General features: G+C 60.1%; 14 protein-coding genes. 9 read left to right on the top strand and 5 right to left on the bottom strand.

Annotated features, from left to right (window positions below):
• Positions 1-3 precede the first annotated feature (3 nt).
• Positions 4-441, top strand: a complete 438-nt coding sequence (locus ACTO3O_RS05225; protein ID WP_294594149.1) for a YtxH domain-containing protein — start codon at positions 4-6, stop codon at positions 439-441.
• 361 nt (positions 442-802) lie between these two features.
• Positions 803-1,768 carry a glutaminase A gene (gene glsA / locus ACTO3O_RS05220; RefSeq protein WP_294594154.1) on the top strand — a complete coding sequence of 322 codons (966 nt, stop codon included), beginning with the start codon at positions 803-805 and terminating at the stop codon, positions 1,766-1,768.
• Between the two features lie 274 nt (positions 1,769-2,042).
• Here glsA and def read toward each other — a convergent pair whose 3' ends face one another.
• From def to ACTO3O_RS05205, 3 genes are read right to left on the bottom strand one after another with little or no spacing between them, the layout of a single operon-like run.
• Positions 2,043-2,600 carry a peptide deformylase gene (def, locus tag ACTO3O_RS05215; protein ID WP_294594156.1) on the bottom strand — a complete coding sequence of 186 codons (558 nt, stop codon included), beginning with the start codon at positions 2,598-2,600 and terminating at the stop codon, positions 2,043-2,045.
• 12 nt (positions 2,601-2,612) lie between these two features.
• Positions 2,613-4,052 (bottom strand): CCA tRNA nucleotidyltransferase, encoded by a 1,440-nt coding sequence (locus ACTO3O_RS05210; RefSeq protein ID WP_297830356.1) that lies wholly within the window; start codon positions 4,050-4,052, stop codon positions 2,613-2,615.
• Positions 4,053-4,056: 4 nt separating this feature from the next.
• On the bottom strand, positions 4,057-4,782 hold the full coding sequence (locus ACTO3O_RS05205) for a pyridoxine 5'-phosphate synthase (protein WP_297830354.1): 726 nt from the start codon (positions 4,780-4,782) through the stop codon (positions 4,057-4,059).
• A gap of 376 nt (positions 4,783-5,158) precedes the next feature.
• Here ACTO3O_RS05205 and ACTO3O_RS05200 point away from each other — a divergent pair, with 376 nt between their 5' ends.
• Positions 5,159-5,947, top strand: a complete 789-nt coding sequence (locus ACTO3O_RS05200) for an NAD(+)/NADH kinase (RefSeq protein WP_297830352.1) — start codon at positions 5,159-5,161, stop codon at positions 5,945-5,947.
• A 1,527-nt stretch (positions 5,948-7,474) separates the two neighbouring features.
• On the opposite strand, the gene ACTO3O_RS05195 is transcribed toward ACTO3O_RS05200, so the two are convergent.
• Positions 7,475-7,606: a hypothetical protein gene (locus ACTO3O_RS05195; RefSeq protein ID WP_294592519.1), complete on the bottom strand. Its 132-nt coding sequence runs from the start codon at positions 7,604-7,606 to the stop codon at positions 7,475-7,477.
• A 426-nt stretch (positions 7,607-8,032) separates the two neighbouring features.
• Between ACTO3O_RS05195 and der the strand changes: the two genes are divergently transcribed.
• The 6 genes from der (at position 8,033) to ACTO3O_RS05165 (ending at position 17,162) form a co-directional block, all read left to right on the top strand.
• Positions 8,033-9,358 carry a ribosome biogenesis GTPase Der gene (gene der, locus ACTO3O_RS05190; protein ID WP_297627753.1) on the top strand — a complete coding sequence of 442 codons (1,326 nt, stop codon included), beginning with the start codon at positions 8,033-8,035 and terminating at the stop codon, positions 9,356-9,358.
• Between the two features lie 80 nt (positions 9,359-9,438).
• Positions 9,439-9,903, top strand: a complete 465-nt coding sequence (locus ACTO3O_RS05185) for a hypothetical protein (RefSeq protein WP_297831202.1) — start codon at positions 9,439-9,441, stop codon at positions 9,901-9,903.
• Between the two features lie 38 nt (positions 9,904-9,941).
• On the top strand, positions 9,942-13,265 hold the full coding sequence (locus ACTO3O_RS05180; protein WP_297831205.1) for a glycoside hydrolase family 2 TIM barrel-domain containing protein: 3,324 nt from the start codon (positions 9,942-9,944) through the stop codon (positions 13,263-13,265).
• Between the two features lie 55 nt (positions 13,266-13,320).
• Complete coding sequence (locus ACTO3O_RS05175) at positions 13,321-13,638, top strand: hypothetical protein (RefSeq protein ID WP_297831208.1); 318 nt, start codon at positions 13,321-13,323, stop codon at positions 13,636-13,638.
• Positions 13,639-13,758: 120 nt separating this feature from the next.
• A complete protein-coding gene (locus ACTO3O_RS05170; RefSeq protein WP_297831211.1) occupies positions 13,759-14,265 on the top strand; it encodes a KdsC family phosphatase in 507 nt (168 codons plus the stop codon).
• 29 nt (positions 14,266-14,294) lie between these two features.
• Positions 14,295-17,162: a PD-(D/E)XK nuclease family protein gene (locus tag ACTO3O_RS05165; RefSeq protein WP_297831215.1), complete on the top strand. Its 2,868-nt coding sequence runs from the start codon at positions 14,295-14,297 to the stop codon at positions 17,160-17,162.
• A 745-nt stretch (positions 17,163-17,907) separates the two neighbouring features.
• Here ACTO3O_RS05165 and ACTO3O_RS05160 read toward each other — a convergent pair.
• Positions 17,908-20,298 (bottom strand): ABC transporter permease, encoded by a 2,391-nt coding sequence (locus ACTO3O_RS05160; RefSeq protein WP_297831218.1) that lies wholly within the window; start codon positions 20,296-20,298, stop codon positions 17,908-17,910.
• Between the last annotated feature and the right edge of the window lie 792 nt (positions 20,299-21,090).

Raw genomic sequence — 21,090 nt, 5'->3', positions numbered from 1 at the left:
GTTATGAAAACAAATGCAAGCAACGCAGCAGCCAAAGTAGCTTTGGCTGGAGCAAAAAGCAAACTGAAAGACGCCGGAAAAGCGGTAAAAGATGCGGCTTCGGATGCGGCTACGGCTGTGTCGATCAAGGCCGGACAGGTCAAAGAAACGGTCAAAGAAAAAGCGGCCCAAATGAAAGAGGCTGTGAAAGAAAAGGCCGAACAGGTCAAAGAAACGGTCAAGGAGAAAACCGATCAGGCGAAGGAAAAGGCCGGACATATGAAGGAAACGGTCAAAGAAAAGGCGGATCAGGTCTCCGAAACGGTCAAGGAGAAGGTGAACAAGGGGGTGGCTACGGCTGCTACGGCGGTCTCGGCGGCGGCGCACAAGGTCGGTGAAAAGGCGGACGAGGTGGGCGAAAATGCCAAGAAAAAAGGCGCGTGCAAAAGCTGTAAAAAATAACATGTAATTATCCGATCTGTTTTTTCTGTGTTCCGTTCTTTGTCCTGTATGGAACCGTACCTTTCTTGAAAGAAAGGTACCCAAAGAACTTCCATGAAGCTACGCTACGCCTTAGGCTCCGCAGGCCTCATTCTTCGTGATTGCTTTTGGGTCGGGGCAACGGCGCGCTAATGCGAGTTAAACCCTATGCGCGCCGTTTGCTCCCGGCCCAAAGAAGAGTCCAAGAATCGGGCCGCCGGCAGCTTTAGGATGCGAAGCATCCGTCGAAAGTTTTTTTGGTTCTTTTTGTTCACAAAAAGAACAGTTCGAGCCGGGGCAATGAATGGAGCATAGAAAAACAGATCGGATAAAATTTCAGGTTATGAAAAAGACGATTTCGACCTCATCACTTCGGGCCTTGGTAGCCGAGGCCTACGACCAGGTGAAGAGCGCCACCGGAGGTGCGAACGCCGACTATATTCCCTATCTGGCCAACGTGCCCTCCGACCTGTTCGGGATCGCGTTGTGTCTTCCGAACGGCGAGTTGATCGAAGCCGGCGACACGGACTATGTCTTCGGCATCGAATCCATCTCGAAAGTGCACACCGCCGTGCTGGTTTTGCGCCAGTCGGGTGCCGACGAGCTGCTCGCGAAGATCGGCGCCGACGCGACGGGGCTTCCGTTCAACTCCATCATGGCGATTCTGCTCGAAAAAGACCACCCGAGTACGCCGTTGGTCAATTCGGGAGCCATTTCGGCCTGTAGCCTGGTGAAACCGGTGGGCAATGCCGACGCCAAGTGGCAGGCCATCGTGGATAACATGACCGATCTGTGCGGTTCCCCGCTGGTTTTGCAGCAGGAGCTCTACAAGTCAGAAACAGCCACCAACTTCAACAACAAGTCGATCGCGTGGCTGCTGAAGAACTACGACCGGATCTACGACGATCCGGATATGTCGCTGGACCTCTACACGCGCCAGTGTTCGATGGGAGTGACGGCGCGCCAGCTGGCCGTTGCAGGTTGTACGATCGCTTCGTACGGTATGAACCCCGTGACGAAACAGCAGGTTTTTCCGTCCGCTCTGGCCCCGAAGATCGTGGCGTTGATCGCCGCGGTGGGCTTCTACGAACACACGGGCGATTGGATGTATACCAGCGGAATCCCGGCTAAGACGGGTGTCGGAGGCGGCATCATGGGCGTTCTGCCCGGTGGGTTTGGAATCGCCGCCTTCGCCCCGCCGCTCGACGACGCCGGCAACTCGGTGAAAGCGCAGCTCGCCATCAAGTACATTACCCAGCATCTGGGCGTGAACGTGTACGGGGGCGACAGTATCGAGATTACGGCATAGCTTTCGCCGGACGTTGCGCACGGTTCGACCGGTCGTTTGCGGCATCGGGCATTCCTCCGGCGCGAACGGGCACAACGTTTGTGTTGTCCGACGCGAATGGGGTTCCTCCCGTCCTTCCCTCTGAACGAGGCCAAGGGCGGGAGGAACTTTTTTGTGTGCGAGGGGGACTCGGGGCGCCTCAACTTTCCAACCGCCCACCAAAAAAAGAAACGGAGCGTTCCGTCAGGAACGCTCCGTAAATCGATAAAATAGACGTCCGCCGCCCGTCTATCCCCTACTTCGCCGCCTTGCAGCGGTACGATGCCCGGTATTTCCCCTTCACGAAAGCCGCCAGCTTCGATTTAATCAGGTTCTTGCGCAACGGCGCGATCCGATCCGTGAAGACCATCCCGTCCGTATGGTCGTATTCGTGCTGGATCACGCGCGCCGGATAACCGTCGAACGCTTCGTCCCGCGGCTGGAGATGCTCGTCGATGTAGCGGATCCGGATGTTCGACGGACGCACCACATCTTCGTTCAACCCAGGCAGACTGAGACACCCCTCGTTCATCTTGATGTTCGCGCCGCCGCGTTCATAGATCTCGGCGTTGATAAAGACCTGCCGCAGGGGCATCCCTTTGGGCAGTTCGTTCGCCACGGGGGTCAGGTCGATGCAGAAGAGCCGGATCGGTAGGCCGATCTGAGGAGCGGCCAGCCCCACGCCATCGGCCTGGAGCATCGTTTCGAACATGTCGTCGATCAGTTTCTGCAACTCGGGATAGGTCGCGGGGTCGATCTCGCGAGCCTGCTCGCGCAGCACCGGGGTGCCGTAAAGGTAAATCGGTAGTATCATGACACACTGTTTTTATTGCTCGTCCCGCCGACAGGACGCCAGCCCTTCGGCCGCGGCCAGTCGCTCCATCAGGGCGTAGGCCGCCTCGTATTCGTTGGGAATCTCGCCGTCGAGGATGGCGTTCTTGATCCCCTCCTTGATCACCCCCACGGCCCGGCAAGGCGGCAGGCCGTAGGTCTCCATAATGATCTCCCCGGTAATCGGGGGCTGGAAGTTCCGGATGTGGTCTTTCTCCTCGATCTCTTTGAGCTTGCGCCGCACGAGGGCGAAATTGGCCAGGTAGCGCCGCACTTTGGCGTCGTTGCCCGAGGTGATGTCCGCTTCGCAAAGGGTCATCAGCTCGTCGATATCGTCGCCGGCCTCGAACAGCAGCCGCCGCACGGCCGAGTCGGTCACTTCGTCTTCCGACAGGATAATGGGCCGCAGGTGGAGAAAAACGAGCTTCTGGACGTATTTCATCCGCTCGTCCATCGGCAGTTTCTGTTCGCGGAAGATGGCCGGAATCATCTTCGAACCGACCACTTCGTGTCCGTGGAAGGTCCACCCGGCCCGATCGTCCCAAGCCTTGGTGCGGGGTTTCCCGATGTCGTGCAGCAGGGCGGCCCACCGCAGCCAGAGGTGGTCGGTTCGGGGGACGATATTATCTAAAACTTTCAGGGTGTGCAAAAAATTGTCCTTGTGCCCCCGCCCGCGCACGGTTTCCACCCCTTTGAGCCGGGCGAGCTGCGGAAAGATCAGCTCCAGCAGGCCGCTCTCGTCGAAGAGCCGCCACCCTTTCGACGGCCGAGGCGAGCGCATGATCTTCTCGACTTCGGTGGCGATCCGCTCGCGGGAGATGATGTCGATCCGCTCGCGGTTGCGCCGGATGGCGGCGAAGGTTTCGGGTTCGATCCGGAAGTCGAGCTGGGTGGCGAACCGGATGGCGCGCACCATCCGCAGGGGGTCGTCCGAGAAGGTGGTGTCGGGATCGAGCGGCGTCCGGATGAGCTGGGCCTCCATGTCCTCCATCCCACCGAACGGATCGACCAGCTCGCCGAAGTTGTCGCCGTTCAGCCCGAAGGCCATGGCGTTGATGGTAAAGTCGCGCCTCCGCTGGTCGTCTTCCATGGTGCCGTCCTCGACGATGGGTTTGCGCGAGTCGGCGCGGTAGGATTCGCGCCGGGCGCCGACGAATTCGACTTCCCACTCGCCGACGCGCAGCATGGCGGTGCCGAAGTTCCGGAAAACATTGACCCGGCTGCGCACTTCGCGCCCCAGCTCTTCGGCAACGGCGATCCCGCCGCCGGTGCCTCCCCCCACGACGACGATGTCGATGTCGGTGCAGGGCCGCAGGAGGAAGGTGTCGCGCACATAACCACCTATCGCATAGGCCTGTACTCCACGCCGGTCAGCGATGGCTCCGATGCGGCGGAAGAGGGGGTCGCTCAGGGCTTTTCGAATCGTCGCCTCCATGGTGCTATCGTTCGGTGTTACGCAGTTTCTGGCGGTAGAGCCGGACGGTGTTTTCGAGCCCGAGATACAGGGCTTCAGAAATAAGGGCGTGGCCGATCGAGACTTCGAGCAGCCCCGGAATCCGGTCGGCGAAGTATTCAAGATTCTCCAAACTGAGGTCGTGCCCGGCGTTCAATCCCAAACCGCACGCTGCGGCGGCTTCGGCAGCGGTCACGAACGGGGCGATGGCCGCTTCGCGGTTGTTGCGATAACCGGTGGCATAGGCTTCGGTATAAAGCTCGACGCGGTCGGCGCCGATCTGCGCGGCGCCTTCGACCATCCGGGGATCGGCATCCACGAAAATGGAGACGCGGATGCCGTTCTGCTGGAACCCTTGGGTTATTTCTGTCAATAAGCCTTTGTTTTTCAGCGTATCCCACCCGGCATTGGAGGTAATGGCATCGGGCCCGTCCGGAACGAGGGTGACCTGTGCGGGGAGTACTTCGTTGACGAGTTCGATAAATCGTTCACCGGGGTACCCCTCGATGTTGAACTCGGTGGCGAGCAGGGGTTTCAAGGCGCGCACGTCGGCGTACCGGATGTGGCGCTCGTCTGGTCGGGGATGCACGGTGATCCCCTGTGCGCCGAACCGCTCGATGTTCCGGGCGGCTTCGAGCAGGTCGGGCGTGTTCCCGCCGCGGGAGTTACGCAGGGTGGCGATCTTATTGATGTTTACGCTTAACTTGGTCATTTTTTTACCTACTTTTGTTTTTAATCGTTCGATTATCTGTACTTGCCCTTGAGGGTACTGTTCTTTTTGTGAACAAAAAGAACCAAAAAAACTTCAGAGCGCATCCCTGCGGGATGCTCTGGCCGTGTCTGCCCGGTAGGTTGGGCTGGATTTTCGGCAGGCGCGCTTGGGAATATGCCCTATATTAGCGCGCCTCGCCTGAAAATCCCAGCCCAACAAACGAGGCGGAGAGAACCCGTGGTCGTCCCCGTGGGACGACCTCTGCAAAAGTTCTTTGCGTCGCTTTCTTTCAAGAAAGCGACAGTTCCATGCGGGTAGACACAGTAAACGAACGGTTAATAAAGAGGTGCAAAGATACAAATTTTGAGGCAGCGTTATGAAAATAGCCCTTTACGCTCGCGCAGAGAACCCCGATTTATCCACCGTCGTCCGTGAAATCGACCGGCGCGGTTTTGCATACGCACTGAACCCCGAGAGTTCCGCCGGGTACGATCTGGCCTTGAGTTTCGGCGGCGACGGCACGTTTCTGAGCGCCGTGCGCAAGATGGGAGCGTGTCAGATTCCGATTTTGGGGATCAACTCCGGGCGGCTGGGTTTTATGGCCGCCGTGGCCGCCGACGAGATCGGGCCGGCGATGGACAAGCTACGCGAGGGTCGGTACAGCGTCGAGGAACGCACCCTGTTGGCGGTGGGGGGCGGAGCGACGGGACGGGCGGTCAACGAGTTCACGATCCAGAAGGAGGGGATGTCGATGATTTCGGTCGAGATCGGCATCGACGGCGGCAATGTGGCGACCTACTGGGCCGACGGGGTGATCGTCTCGACATCGACGGGCTCGACGGCATATTCGATGAGCGTGGGAGGGGCGATCTTGGCGCCGGGATGCCGGTGTTGGATACTCTCGCCGATCGCGCCGCACAACCTGAACATCAGACCGTTGGTCGTCCCGGATACGAGTGTGGTGACATTGCGGGTGACGACGCGGAACGGCGGAGAGGCGATCGCAACGATCGACAACCGGGAACAACGGGTGGCGAACGGCACGGGTTTCACGCTGTCTCGCGCAGAACAGGTGTTGCGGGTGATCCGGCCGGAGGGAAACTCGTTTTACAAGACGCTCCGCGACAAGCTCTTATGGGGGGTGGACGCGCGGAACAACGGATAAGGGGTCACAGGCAAAATTGAGCTGAGGCTACCCGTTAGGTCTTTTATTAGGGTTCTTTCCGCCTTACTAAGTGGGGCCCGCCCGGCCCGAGGGCGGTACCCTCCTGTCGGACAGCTGCGCGCCTGAAAAAAAGAGTTGGGCCGTCGGCAGCTGGAGGATGCGCAAGCATCCGTCGAAAGTCTTTTTGGTTCTTTTTGTTCACAAAAAGAACAGTTCGAGGCGGATTAAAGCTCGACTCGCGCGCCGCCGCCTCAAGAGGGAAATCGTCAAAATGCGTTTGCGTGTTTTGACAAGATTTCCCCAGGCGCGCGGAAAAAGAACTGAGCGAGGAATTGGGCCGAGGCTGCCCCTTCCGAGTGCCGGACCCGAGTAGTGAAGCGAGAGCACGTCGGCTTGTCGACGATGCCGCGCAAGCGCGAGGGAGACCGCAGGTCAACGCACTGCCCGCCCGGCGGACGCGTTCGCGCCACGGCGGGCGGCCTTTATTAATTCAAAGCAACCGCGCGCCTCGCCTAAAGGAGCGATTCAACTATTTCGGCGGTAGCCGAATTATAGATGAATCGCGCAAGGCGCGCGAAAAAGCGGCGGAGCGAAAGCGGAGCCGCAGTGAGGCGGATACGGGGCCGAGAATTGGGTCGAGCTTTGGGCTGAACTGTTGGTCATGCTTTTGCGACCCTTTAGGGTCGCGCAGTTCGCCGCCACCCCATGCGGCGGACTGCAACTCGTCGGAGCTCGTTGCCCTCACCGCTGGCGGCGAATTGCTATAGGCTAAGAGCGAATAGCGCGATTCCAGAGGAATCGCCGTCCTCGGAGCGCAGCGAACGCCGAAGGCGGGCGCCGGGGGGCGCGCCCGAGGACGAATGGGCGGAGGGTTGGGCTAAACTTTTGGACGGTATTTGTGAGACCTTTAGGTCGCCGGCCTCGTCGCCCAGCGGCTTTGCCGCTCGGGGGGGCGACAGGCCGAACCCGACAGAATTGGACTGAACTTTTGGCCGTGCTTTGGGCATTGCTTTTACGACCCAACGGGTCGCGCGGGCCGAAGCCTCCGGCCGCGGAGGCCCGCAACTCACGTTGCTGTGGGCACCGCAGGCTTCAACCCGCTAAGGCAATTGCATTTTCGCAAGTTCGATCGCGTCCCCGCTGGTGGCGAATTGCTATAGTCTAAGAGCGAGTAGCGCGATTCGTGAGGAATCGCTGTCCTTGGCAAGAGCGACGCATTAGCGGCGCGAGGGAGGCGCCGAGGACGAATAGGCAGAACTTGTAGTTGGCAAGATAGTGCGGGCCGGACGCCTCCCCTCGGGAGGGACGCACAGCATCTTTTACTGCCAGCCTCTACCCCATGAAAGTAACTCCTGGGCGTCCAGCTCGCTTTGCTAAGGAGGTAGTGAATTAGGGATTGAGGGTCGGAGCCAGCGTGGCCGGAAATGAGCTCTGCGACGTTGCAGGCCTACGCCTGGGGTGGCTCCGGCCCGCGCGGCTCTGCGAGCCGCAGGAGTCATTCCCAAAATAATTGCACCACTCCCCCGTTTATTCCGAGAGGCAACGCAACTGAAAACCGTAGGCGCGGCAGTTCGCGTCTCGACCATTGGCATGGTTCATGCTGTAACTTAAGTAATTACTATTGCCTCCCGTGGTCGAAGAAGCCCAAACGCATCCCATATTGCCTATGGCCCACAAACCACCTGGAAGCAGATCAAACAAGCGGTGGCCCGGGGCGGGGCGAACTCACGACGCTGCCCCCACGCGCGCACAAAACAAAAGCAGGACAGTCCGTCACGGCCTGTCCTGCTTTCCGCTTCCGGGAACCACCCCGAAAGCTACTAACCCAAACTCTTTTTATGAAAAGAAGCAATTTGTTTCCAAACTGCCACCTCCCTAAATCGATGGTACAAAGGTAAAACACCCATTTCGAATTACAAAATTATTTTCGTAAATTTTTAAAAAATTTTAATAACAAACTTCTATACACCTAAAATACAGAGACTTACAATCCACCTCGCCGATAACGAAATTTTCCGTACCTTTGCCTACATGCCTGCCCGAGCCGCTACGCACGGGCCGAATAATCACAACTGAAAAAGCGTTATGGGAAATATCGTAGCCATCGTCGGACGGCCCAACGTCGGGAAAAGCACCCTCTTCAACCGGCTCGTGGGGATGCGGCAAGCCATTGTCGACGCCACGGAAGGCACCACCCGAGACCGACACTACGGAACCACGGACTGGAACGGACGCGAGTTTACCGTCATCGACACCGGCGGTTTCACGGTCAATTCGGAGGACGTTTTCGAACAGGCCATCTGCCGGCAGGTGAAACTGGCGATCGAAGAGGCCGACGAACTGATCTTCATGGTGGACGTCGAGACGGGAATCACCGACCTCGACCTGCGAATGGCCGACATGCTCCGGCGACAGGACAAACCGGTGCACCTGACAGTCAATAAGGTGGACAACACCATGCGGCAGACCGAAGCCTACGAATTCTACTCCCTCGGACTGGGCGATCCGATCACCATCAGCTCGATGACCGGATCGGGAACGGGAGAGCTGCTCGACGCCGTCGTGGCCTCGCTGCCGCCCGAAACGGACACCGAAACGGCAGCGGACGAGGCGGAAACGAAAGTGCCGAAAATCGCCATCGTCGGACGGCCCAACGTCGGAAAATCGTCGCTGACCAACGCCTTGCTGGGCGAAGAGCGGAACATCGTCACCCCGATCGCCGGGACGACACGGGACGCGATCCACACCTATTATAATAAGTACGGAATGGAGTTCCACCTGGTCGACACCGCGGGGCTGCGCAAAAAACAGAAGGTGACGGACGACCTGGAGTTCTACTCGGTGATGCGGACGATCCGGGCCATCGAGGATTGCGACACGGCGGTACTGATGCTCGACGCATCGCAGGGGGTCGACGCGCAGGACATGAACATCTTCCACCTGATCGTGAAGAACCGCAAGGGGTGCGTCATCGCGGTCAACAAGTGGGACACGGTGCCGGACAAGCAATCCAACACGATGAAGGAGTACACGGAACAGATCCGGCAGCGGCTGGCACCGTTCGACGACGTGCCGATCGTCTTCACGTCGGTGACCGAGAAACAGCGGATCTTCGACGTCCTCAAGACGGCGCTGCGGGTGTGCGAAAACCGGAAACGGCGCATTCCGACGGCCGTGCTCAACGAATTCATCCTGCCGATCATTGAACAGACCCCACCGCCGAGCATCAAGGGGAAGTACATCCGGATCAAGTACGCGATGATGCTGCCGACACCGACGCCGCAATTCGCCTTTTTCGTCAACCTGCCGCAGTACGTCAAGGATTCGTACCGGCGTTTTCTCGAAAACCGGATCCGGGGGGAGTGGGATTTCACCGGGGTGCCGATGCAGATCTACTTCCGGCAGAAATAAAACGACCGGTTTCAGCTGCTACGGGCACAATCACCCAACGCCGGATCGAATTACTACGACTAATCCGAAAAAATCATCATATGAAATCGAATATCAAGACCATCGGCACCCTCGCCGGACTGCTCCTGCTGACCGGCACCCTGACCGCTCAGGCACAAGGCCGACGCGGCTGCTGCGGCGGAAACGGCTGGCGGCAGACCGCCGCTCAACGGCAGCACACGGCACGGCGGTCGGCGGATACCTGTTACCACTACGGCTGCGCACTGAGGCAGGGGGCGACTGCAGTTGACAATCGGGAGAGATACTGTCCCCTGGCCGACAGCTGCTACTGGCGGGAACCGTGCGCCGTTCGGCAGGGAGCTTCTTGTCCGGCGGGTTATGACTGCCGCGAAGACTATTGCCGATACGACAACCGTACCGCAAAAGCACAACCGGCGAATCGACGCGGATACCGCATGCACCGCTACGGATGCGACCGCGCCGTTGACGTGCGGCGGGACGCACGGCCTTGCACGACCGACTACTGCTACCGAAACGGTCGATAACCCCTCGTATTTTATCCATGCACAACGAACCCAGACATATGACCTTGAAGATCCGACTGTTCATCCTGTCGGCCGCGGTCGGCCTTTCGACTTTCGGCACGGCTTACGGCCAGCTGCCGCCGACCCGGTGGCAATTCGGCGAAAACGACCGCGAAAACGTGACCGCCACGGCTGCCGTGCCGGAGTGGCAGAACCCCGAAATCGCACACGTGGGGCGGGAGACGCCGCGGGCATACTTCATGTCCTACCACAACCGCGACCTCGCCGCGGCGAACGACTACACCACCTCGGAACATTACATCTCGCTCAACCGGCCGTGGCAGTTCAAGTGGCTGCCGGATCACCGGGAGCGACCCGCGGACTTCTACAAACCGGAGTTCGACGCCTCGGGCTGGGACACGCTGGCCGTGCCGGCCACGTGGGAGGTCAATGGGTACGGAGACGCGATCTACACCAACCAGCCTTACGAGTTCGCGCCGTACAAACCGACCCCGCCGCAGCTGCCGGCGGCCAATGAAGTGGGGCTCTACCGGACGACCTTCGAGGCGCCGCTCGTGCTGAAAGACCGCGACGTCTACCTGCACATCGGCGGGGCCAAGTCCGGCGTGATCGTCTACCTCAACGGCCACAAGGTCGGATACAGCGAAGACTCGAAGGACGCCGCGGAGTTCAAACTCAACCGCTACCTGCGCGAAGGCACCAACGTGCTCGCGCTGGAGATCTACCGCTGGAGCACGGGGTCGTATCTGGAGTGTCAGGACTTCTGGCGGCTCAGCGGGATCGAACGCGGCGTCTACATCTACTCGCAGCCCAAGACGCACATCGAAGACTTCTACATCGTCTCGACCCTCGACTCGACCTACACCGACGGGATACTGAACGTGGATGTGGCGATGGTCAACAACTTCATCCGACCGTCGGGGCCGGTACAGGTCTGGTTCGAGCTGGAGGACGCCCAGGGGCGGATGGTCGACTACTCGTATCAGGAGATCGAACTCGACGGCTACGGACGCGACACGGTGCGGTTCCGGCGGACAGCGCGAAACAACGCCGACGCCTTCCGGAACGTCCGCCGGTGGAGCGCAGAGGATCCGTACCTCTATAACCTCGTGTTGAAAATTCGGCACAACGGGCGATTCGTGGAGTATACCAGCGCGCGGATCGGGTTCCGTACCAGCGAGATCAAGGGGAACAAATACTATGTGAACGGTCGGCCGGTCTATATCAAGGGGGTCAACTACCACGAGCACCACGAGAAAAACGGCCACGTGCTCGACGAGGCGACGATCCGCGAAGACTTCCGGCTGATGAAGGCCAATAATATCAATGCGATACGTTTGTGCCACTACCCGCAGCAGCGGCGGTTCTACGAGCTGGCCGACGAGTACGGCTTCTACCTCTGCAACGAGGCCAACATCGAGTCGCACGGGATGGGATACGACCTGGCGCAGGGAAAGACCTTGGGCAATAATCCGCTGTGGCTCACGAAACACATGGATCGGACGCAGAACATGTACCACCAGACCAAGAACTTCCCGAGCGTGATGTTCTGGAGCTTGGGGAACGAGGCCGGGAACGGCTACAACTTCTACGAGACCTACCTGTGGCTCAAGGGGATGGACACGCTTCGTCCGGTGCAGTACGAACGGGCGATTTTAGAGTGGAACACGGACATCTTCTGCCCGCAGTATCCCTCGGCGGCGACCTTCGCCCAGTGGGGGCGGTCGGAGACCGACCGGCCGTACATCGCATCGGAGTATGCCCATGCGATGGGGAACTCGACAGGCGGGTTCCGGGACATGTGGGAGGCGATCTACGGCTCGCCCAACCTTCAGGGGGGCTTCATCTGGGACTGGGTCGACCAGGGGCTGCTGGTCGAGGATACGGCTACGGGCAACAGCTATTGGGCCTACGGAGGCGACTTCGGCACCGACCGGCCGTCGGACGGGAACTTCCTCTGCAACGGGCTGGTCAATCCCGACCGGACGCCGCATCCCGGGATCGCCGAGGTGAAGAAGATGTACCAGTACGTCTGGTTCCGACCGGTGGATCTGGCGACCGGGCAGTTCGAGGTGGAGAACCGGTACGACTTCACGCCGCTGTCGAAATACACGGTCAAATACACCGTGACGGCCAACGAGCGGACGGTGCGGCAGGGGACGCTGACCAACCTGAACCTCGCGCCGGGCGAAAAGAAGATCGTGACGGTGCCGTTGAACGGCTTGGCGGTGCAGCCGGGGACGGAGTACTTCGTGAACTTCACGGTGGCCCTCAAGGCGGCGGACGGGCCGTTGAAGGCGGGCGACGTGGTGGCGACCGAACAGTTCGCCCTCGACCACCTGCGGGGGGCGAAACGCACCTACTCGGCGCCGGGACAGGTGATCGTCGACGCGGGACAGAACGAAATCGAGGTGGTCGGTTCGGGCTTCGGTCTGACGATCAACAAAACGACCGGCACGATCGTCTCGTATCGCGTCGGGAGCGTGGAATACGTGCAAGACGGGTTCGGCCTGCAACCCAACTTCTGGCGGGCGCCGACCGACAACGACTACGGCAGCCGGATGCCGAGCCGGATGCAGGTGTGGAAAGGGGCTTCACAGGAGCCGACGGCTGCATCGGTGGCGGCTGAGTCCGAGGGGAATACAGCTGTGGTGACGGTGCGGTACGACCTGCCGGAGGGATGCGGCCTGACGGTGACCTATCGGGTCTATCCGACGGGGGCGGTGCACGTGGGGTATGCGTTCAAGGGCAATCCGCAGTCGAAGAGCGAGCTGCCGCGCGTGGGGATGCGGATGCGGCTGCCGGCGGATATGGCGACGCTGCAATACTTCGGACGGGGGCCGGAGGAGAATTATCAGGATCGCAACTACGGCACGAACGTGGGACTCTACCGCAGCAATGCGGCGTTGGAGAACTTCGACTACGTGCGGCCTCAGGAGACGGGACACCACACCGACACGCGGTGGCTGGCGCTCACGCGGCTGCGCGGCCAGGGGCTGCTGGTGGAGGCGGACTCGCTGCTGGAGTTCAACGCCTTGCGGAACGCAGTGGAAGATTTCGACGGTCAGGAGAGCGACAAACCGTACCAGTGGAACAACTACCGGTCGGACGAAGACCATTCGGAGGCTGCGGGACGGAACATCAAGCCGAAACAGACGCACATCGACGACATCACGCCGCGGGAGTTCGTGGAGTTGTGTCTCGACTACCGGATGATGGGGCTCGGGGGGGACGACAGCTGGTGGTCTCAGCCTTACGCGCAGTATCGGCTGCCGGCGAATCGGGATTACACGTGGGGTTTCACGCTGGTGCCGCTTCGGAGCAGCACGAACGTGCAGCGTCAGGCGGGGTTCCGGTACTGAGATAAGGCTTTCGTTCCGGTCTGACTTTACGCGGGCGACCGACCTCGATCAGCCTTTGACCGGTACCTTCCCGTACTACTCGGATGGGGCTCCTGGTGAAAAATACGGCGCAGGGAACTACAAAGCCACCAACGGTCGTCTCTACAAGGTAAGCACCTCGGGCGAGGGAACCCCGCTCGCCTGGTACCCCGCACCGGGCCACCGCCACGCTTACTCGGGCGAGCCGGTGAGCGTCGGCGGCAACGGTTACAGCTGGTCTTCCACGGTCAGCGGTACCGGTGGCATGTACTTGGGCTTCAGCGTGACGGAACTCAGCCCCAGCAGCACGGCGGGGCGGGCCAGCGGTCTTCAGTTGCGTTGCCTCTCGGAATAAACGCACCCACAGGGTGTTTTAATGGCCGCCGCGGCTAAAAACTGGCAACCTCTACCCGAAAACCCCCAAACAACGGGCAGCCGCTACCCGCTCCGGACACACCTCGAAAACGTTCGACCTATGCAAAACTTTAAAGAAGAAATCGCACATATCCGCGCCTTCGCCTTCGACGTGGACGGCGTCTTCACCGACGGACGCATCCTGCTGACACCCGACGGCCAGTTCCTCCGCGAATACCACATGCGCGACGGACTCGCCGTGGTGCAAGCCCTGAAAAAAGGCTACCCCATCGCCATCATCTCCGGCGGCAAAGGCGACCAGCTCCGACGGCGGATGGAGGGGCTCGGCATCCGGCACATCTACACCGGACAGGAGACCAAAATCGAAGCCCTGCGCGACTTTTCAGCACAGTGCGGCGTGCCGCTCGACCAGATGCTCTACATGGGCGACGACTACCCCGACCTCGACCCGATGCGCCTCGTCCGGATCTCGGCCGCACCCGCAGACGCCGCCGAAGCGGTCAAAGGAGCCGTGCACTACGTATCCGGATTCAAAGGCGGATACGGCTGCGTGCGCGACATGATCGAACAGGTGCTCCGGTGCCGCGGCGACTGGTTCGAAAACTGACCCTTTTCTTTCAGCCGGCTCCCCCCACTATGAAAAAATTCCTCGACGAAGTCGCCCGGCACCTCTACTCCGCCTACGGCAGCGGTATCTCCGACCTGCACATCGTCTTTCCCGGCAAACGCGCCCGGCTCTTCTTCAACGAAGCCCTGCTCGCGCTGAGCGACGGACAGCCCATGTGGCAGCCCCGCTACCTCTCGATGGACGACCTCGTCCGGAGCCTCTCGCCGCTCGCCATCGGCGAGCGGCTGCGACTCGTCGCCGAACTCTACCCCGTCTATCGCGCCTACCACGACGAACCCTTCGACCGCTTCTTCCGGTGGGGCGAGATGCTCCTCGCCGACTTCGACACCATCGACAAATACGGCATCGACGCCGCCGCGCTGTATGCCAACATCAGCGACCTGCACGACATCGAAGCCCGCTTCGGCGGCCTCTTCGCCGGGAACGACGAGGCCATGACCCTCGTGCGGAACTTCTGGAGCTCGCTCGACCGGCAGGCGGTACAGTCCGACGAACAGCGGCAGTTTCTGAAAATCTGGCGGTCGCTGTTCGACATCTACACCCGCTACAAGGCGCGGCTGCGCGAGCTGGGGATCGGCTACAGCGGCATGATCTACCGCGACGTGGCCGACAGTCTCCGGGTCTCGGAGACGGGAGCCGTCACCGACGAACGGTTCGCCGGGAAGACCTTCTGCTTCGTCGGCTTCAACGCCCTGAACGACTGCGAGAAACGCCTCTTCGACTACCTCCGCGAGATCGGCGCCGGGCAATTCTACTGGGACTACGACAACTACTTCTACCGCTCGGAGAGCCAGGAAGCCGGTCGGTTCATCCGCCGCGACGTGGCCCGCTTCGGCGACGACGCCCCGGACTTCGACCGCGACAACTTCGTGCGGCCCAAACGCATCGAAGCCATCTCGACCCCGTCGGACGTCTTGCAGTGCAAAGCCTTGTACCGCGAGCTCCGGCGCATCCACGACGAGCAGGGGTTCGTGGACAAGGAGACCGCCATCGTGCTCACCGACGAAGCCCTCCTGCTGCCCGTGCTCCACTCGATCCCGCCGGAGATCGCGAGCCTGAACGTCACGATGGGCTATCCGCTGGCCGGCACGGTGCCTTATCTGCTGCTGGAACGGCTCCTGTCGCTCCAGCGGCACGCGCGCGAGGGGCTCTTCTCGCACACCGACGTGTCGGGCATACTGAACCACCCGTACGTCGTCGAACGGTGCGGCCGCGCGGCGCGAGAGGCGCTGAAAACGATTCGGGAGGGACAGACGATCTGGATCGAACCGGCCTTTTTCGCCGGTCAAGGCCTGCTGGAGCGTATTTTCCGGCCGGTGACGGGCGTCGAAGAGATGCAGGCTTACATCGAGGATATTCTCTCGGGCTTCGGAGCTGTGGATTCCGACTCCGAGGAGGCGCGCGAACGGAAAGAGTTCATTTTCACGATCCTCGACCACGTGGCGAAGCTCGGGGCGACGATACGGGACTGCGGCATCGAGCTGCCGGCGGGCATCTACCACTCGCTGCTGCGGCAGTCGCTGGCCCAGAGCCGGGTGCCGTACGAGGGGGAGCCGCTGAGCGGTTTGCAGATCATGGGGATTCTCGAAACGCGGAACCTCGACTTCGACAACGTCATCCTGCTCTCGCTCACGGACGACACCTTCCCGGGGAACCGCGAGGGGAGCTCCTACATCCCGTTCAACCTGCGGCAGGCCTTCGGACTCCCCACGCCGCAGGATCACGAGGCGATGTACGCCTACTACTTCTACCGCCTGATCGCGCGGTGCCGACGGCTCACGATGATGTACAGCTCGGCGGCCGACGAACGCTGCACGGGCGAGCAGAGCCGCTATATCTACCAGCTGGAGTACGAGTCGCCGCACCGGGTGGAGCGGTCGAACGTCAACCTGCGGATCGACTACCGGCCGGTGGAAGCGATCCGGGTCGAAAAGTCGCCGGAGGTGCTGCAACGGCTGGAGACGATGGCGTTCTACCCGTCGAAGCTCAACCGCTACATCGACTGCCCGTTGAAGTTCTACTTCGCGGACATCGAACGGCTCGAAACGCCGGAGGAGCTGGAGGAGGAGGCCTCGCATTTAGACGTGGGGAATACGCTGCACCGGGCGCTGGAGGCGCTCTACACGCCGCTCCTGAAGCGGCCGGATGCGGCACGGGCAGTGGCGGAGTTCGATCGGGAGGGGGTGATACGGGTCACGGAAGCGGCGATGGCGGAGGTGATGGGAGCTCGGGGACGGGAGGTGACCCTCAGCGGACGGATGCAGTTGCATCGCGACACGGTGGCGCGGTACGCGGAACACATCCTGCGCTACGATGCGCGACCGCAGGCGGAACCGTTCACGGTGGTGGCGTTGGAACAACGGCTGAAGCATGCGTTTCGCTTCGGCGACCGGGAGGTGGTGCTGGCGGGGGTGGCAGACCGGATCGACCGGATGGCGAGCGGCGCGCTGCGGATCGTGGACTACAAAAGCGGGGGGGATACGCCTGAGTTTCCGTCGCCGGAGAGCCTCTTCTCGAACGAGGCGGTGAACACACGCACGGGCGAGCTGCGCTACGAGGCGCACAACGGGGCGGTGTTGCAGACGTTGCTCTATGGGCTGATTCTGAATGGGATGCGACCGGCGGCACGGGTACAGACGGAGCTCTACGTGGCGCGGCGGATGGGGACGGTCGATTTCTCGCCGATTCCGGTCTGCAAGGACGAGGCGGGCGCGCCGGTCGAGGTCGAGGCGTTGGACGAGGAGCTCCGACAAAAACTTTTACAAGGGTTAGAAGGGATTTTCGCCTCGCTGTTCGATGCTTCGGTGCCGTTCACTCAAACGGAGCATCACCGCACGTGCGAGTTCTGCGACTTTCGTCCGCTCTGCCGACGGTAACCTGTTTATTCATTGGGTTTGAGCCGGACGGAACCGTACCTTTCTTGAAAGAAAGGTACCCAAAGAACTTTCATGATAGCTACGCTACTCCTTAGGCTCCGCAGTCCTCAGTCTTCGTGAGTCTGTCGGGCTGGGTTTTCGGCGACGCGCTTAGGGTATTATGCCCAATTATTTAGCGCGCTGCGCCGGAAAACCACAGCCCAACGAACCAACCGAGATTTGGGCCGCCGGCAGCGGGAGGATGCGTCAGCATCCGTCTGAAGTTTTTTTGGTTCTTTTTGTTCACAACCGACGCTGCCAGCGAGAGCAATGCAAACACAGTTTGCAAATTGCCAAGCGGCGAGAAGGAACCGAGTAGCGTTCCGAAAGCAGAGACCGTTTACGGGCTATGCCGAGGTAGCACGAGGAAGCCGAAGGCAACGCGAAGCCAAAAAGAACAGTACCAGCCGGGACAACAGTGCTTAGACCGCGCGCCACGCCTTAAGAGGGAAATCGTCAAAATGTGCTGGCACGTTTTGACAAGATTTCCCAAGGCGCGCGGCAAGTTCTGCAAATGTCGCCCGCGGCAATTCTTGCCGAATTGGCTCACCGCCAATCGGCAGAATATGCCCTCTTAAGCAGACGGGCGACTTGTCCGATGAGAGGGAACTGGCCTCAGGCCGGCCGGGCCCCGCGTGCCCGCGGTGGGCAATGGACTGGAGCAGCCCAAGCAGACTCTTCCTGACCGGAATCACAACAACTCGCATCAGTCACGGATCGCCACGACCGGGTTGGCCCGCGTCGCCTTCAGCGACTGCCACAGCACCGTGAAGAACGCGATCGCGAACGCCGCCAATCCCGACAGCGCGAAAATCGTCCACGACAGCGGTATCCGATAAGCGTATCCCGACAGCCACTCACTCATCACGTACCAGATCACCGGCACCGCCAGCACGAACGCAACCACCACCAACCGCAGGAAACTCGTCATCAACCGCGTCAGCACCTGCCCGTTCGTCGCCCCGAACACCTTCCGAATCGCCACCTCCTGCGCCCGCTGACGCATAAAGTAAGTCGCCATAGCCAGCATCCCCAACGCCGAAATCACGATCGCCACGAACGACAAGTAGGTGAGAATCTGCGCCGTCCGCTCCTGCGACTCGTACTGCCGCTGGATCTGGTCGTCGAGGAACGACCCCATGAAGAGCTGACCGCCCTTGTAGCCGTTGTACCAATCCCGCACCCGGTTCATCGCCCCGAACGGATCGGCCGGCGACACCCGGATCAGGATACTCCACGGGTAAAACTGATCCTCCGGCAGCTGGCGGATCATCGCCTCGCCGATCGGCTTACCCAAGTCCGTCGTGTGGAAATCCCGCACCATCCCCAACAGCGGCGCCGGCGTATCCCATTGCCCCGGATCGAAACACTCCGTGGCATCGTCCGGCAGTTCCAGCCGTTTCCACGCCGTCTCGTTGATCCATACCCCCCAATCGCTCACAACCCCCGTCCGATGCAGCACCTCGAAACCCATCATCTCCATGTAGGTCGAATCGCCGACAAACATCTGAAAACTGTGCTGTCGCCCCTCCTTGTCCCGGGCCGAGTTATTGTTCCCGCCGTCAGCCGGCGTACCGGCCACGAAAGCCACCTGTTCGACCCCCGGGATCGCCATCAGCTGGCTCCGCACCGCCGCCCGTTCCGCCGCATTCTCCGTCATATTGTCGCACGTCAGCAGATAATCGTGCCGATATCCCAGGTCGGTCTTCATCATGAAGTTCGTCTGCCGGATCACCGTAATCGTACAGCCGATCAAAGCAATCGTAATGCAGTACTGGAACGCGATCAGAATCTTGCTGTATACCATTTTGGTCTGCCGCCGGAAAGTTCCCCTCACGACGTCGATCGGTTTGAAGCGCGTCAGCACATAAGCCGGCACGAGCCCCGAGATGACGCCGATCACCACAACCCCGCCCAATGCCAGCGCCACATTGCCCGCCGTGAAACTATCCGCGAGGGAGGTGTCGCACTCCATCACCTCGCGGAACCACGGCACGATCGCCTGTACCAGCAGCAGCCCGAGACAGAACGGAACGAAGCAGATAATCAGCGATTCGAGGATGAACCCGGCGAAGAGGCTTCCTCGCGAACCGCCCAGGAGACGTCGTGTGGCCGCCTCCTGAGCCCGGAATCCGCTCTGGGCCACCGACAGGTTGATGTAGTTGATGATGGCGAAGGCCAGAATCAGCAGCGCCGTCGCCCCCAGGACGGTCAGGAAGCGGGCGTCATTGGAGCGATTCTCTTCGAATGATCGCCTCGAACTGAAATAGACCTCTTCCAACGGTTCGAACGAGGCATGGTTGGTCGAATCGTGACGGAAAAGCCAATACATGTCATTGGAATGCACGTATTCGTCCAGGTCGGCCGCCTTGGCCGGCAGATCGGCTTGCCGATGGGCCATAAAATAAATTTCCACGGCACACCATCCGCTATGCTCCATCATATTCATTCCCCATGCCGAACTTATATTATCGAGCCAGAGCAGGAAATCGGGGTTGGCAAAATGGGTCTCCTTGTCGAAGTCGGTCACCACGCCGCTGACCACCAGCTCGCCGAATCCGTCTACACGAATCGTCTTTCCCAAGGCCGGTTGGTTGCCGAAAAGTTTGCGGGCATAGGACTCGGTAAGCACCGTTTCGCCTTTCGTCAGCAAAGCCTGTTCGGGCGTCCCCTCGACGAACGGGAACGAGAAGATCCGGAAAAACGAGGAGTCGGTCATCAACGCATTCCCGATATACCGCACCGGCTCGGCACCGTTCTCGGATTCGACCGACACTTCCCACCCATATTTATTGTAAGTCAAGGTATACCGTTCGATTTCGGGATACCGATTGGCCAGATCCGGCGCGGTCGGCGGAGCGAAATTCGTCTGCGAGGAGCCGACGATCCGGTAGATGCGATCCCGATTGACCTGCGAGCGATTGACGGCGACTTCGTCCTGCACGTATAGCCCGATGAGCACGACGAACGTAAGCGATACGGCAAATCCGAAGATGTTGATGACGGTAAAGAGTTTGTTTCGTTTCAGGAAGTTCCAGAAAGACTTCAGTTGCAGAAAATTACCCATAATATGATGAATCAGCAAGTCTGTTTTCACAAGGATTGACACAGCAAATACAAACAATATCCTTATTTTTCTTTTATCCGAGACAAAAAAAAAAAAAACAGATAATTATATTAATTTACGTCAAATACATCACGAACAGCCCAACAAATCCTGACACTTGAGCCGATTTTCCAATGAGATGCGAATAGGAAGCTGGGCCGAGGCGGCCCATTCCGCGTGCGGCACGCCCCGCCAGCGCGCGGACAGAGATTTGGGCCGTCGGCAGCTGGAGGATGCGTTAGCATCCGTCGAAAGTTTGGCTTCGCCTTCCTCCTGGCACCTCGGCCATTCAAACAAGTTTGATGGCACTCGGTTGCTGCGTCGGTTTTCTGGTTCTCTTTGTGAACAAAGAGAACAGTTCTGTCCGGCACAGAGCTCGACCCGCGCCTTGCGCAAACGAAGAGTTTTAAGTTGATTAAGCGATACTACGTATCGCTCTGTCCCGCCGGGGTCACCCGGACGCCGCCCGCGCAGGGCAGTTTCAGGCGGGACAAAGCTCAACCGCGCGCGACTGCTGGATAAGGAAATCATTCAAACGCGTGTTTCGCGTTTGAATAAGATTTCCGCCAGCGCGCGGACAGAGAACGGAGGTAGAGGCTGGCAGTGGAAATGCGTCAGCATTTCCCGTCCACGGGACGTGGGGCCCGCGCGGCCCGAGGCCAGTACCCTCTTGTAGCCAAAGCCGCGCGCCGCCGCCTAAAGAAGCGATTCAGCTATTTCGGCGGTGAGCCGAAATAGAATGAATCGCGCAGGCGCGCGAAAAAACTTGCTCACCCACGAAAA

The sequence above is a fragment of the Rikenella sp. genome, from assembly GCF_056799795.1.
The sequence above is the reverse complement of the archived record's forward strand: the minus strand, read 5'-3'. Positions and strand labels throughout refer to the sequence as shown.

Excerpts from the sequence above, each read along its gene's own strand:
- ACTO3O_RS05170 (WP_297831211.1), top strand. The coding sequence starts at position 13,759 with ATGCAAAACTTTAAAGAAGAAATCGCACATATCCGCGCCTTCGCCTTC.
- glsA (WP_294594154.1), top strand. The coding sequence starts at position 803 with ATGAAAAAGACGATTTCGACCTCATCACTTCGGGCCTTGGTAGCCGAG.
- ACTO3O_RS05210 (WP_297830356.1), bottom strand. The coding sequence starts at position 4,052 with ATGGAGGCGACGATTCGAAAAGCCCTGAGCGACCCCCTCTTCCGCCGC.
- ACTO3O_RS05165 (WP_297831215.1), top strand. The coding sequence starts at position 14,295 with ATGAAAAAATTCCTCGACGAAGTCGCCCGGCACCTCTACTCCGCCTAC.
- def (WP_294594156.1), bottom strand. The coding sequence starts at position 2,600 with ATGATACTACCGATTTACCTTTACGGCACCCCGGTGCTGCGCGAGCAG.
- ACTO3O_RS05180 (WP_297831205.1), top strand. The coding sequence starts at position 9,942 with ATGACCTTGAAGATCCGACTGTTCATCCTGTCGGCCGCGGTCGGCCTT.
- ACTO3O_RS05205 (WP_297830354.1), bottom strand. The coding sequence starts at position 4,782 with ATGACCAAGTTAAGCGTAAACATCAATAAGATCGCCACCCTGCGTAAC.
- ACTO3O_RS05200 (WP_297830352.1), top strand. The coding sequence starts at position 5,159 with ATGAAAATAGCCCTTTACGCTCGCGCAGAGAACCCCGATTTATCCACC.
- ACTO3O_RS05225 (WP_294594149.1), top strand. The coding sequence starts at position 4 with ATGAAAACAAATGCAAGCAACGCAGCAGCCAAAGTAGCTTTGGCTGGA.
- der (WP_297627753.1), top strand. The coding sequence starts at position 8,033 with ATGGGAAATATCGTAGCCATCGTCGGACGGCCCAACGTCGGGAAAAGC.
- ACTO3O_RS05185 (WP_297831202.1), top strand. The coding sequence starts at position 9,439 with ATGAAATCGAATATCAAGACCATCGGCACCCTCGCCGGACTGCTCCTG.
- ACTO3O_RS05195 (WP_294592519.1), bottom strand. The coding sequence starts at position 7,606 with ATGGGATGCGTTTGGGCTTCTTCGACCACGGGAGGCAATAGTAATTAC.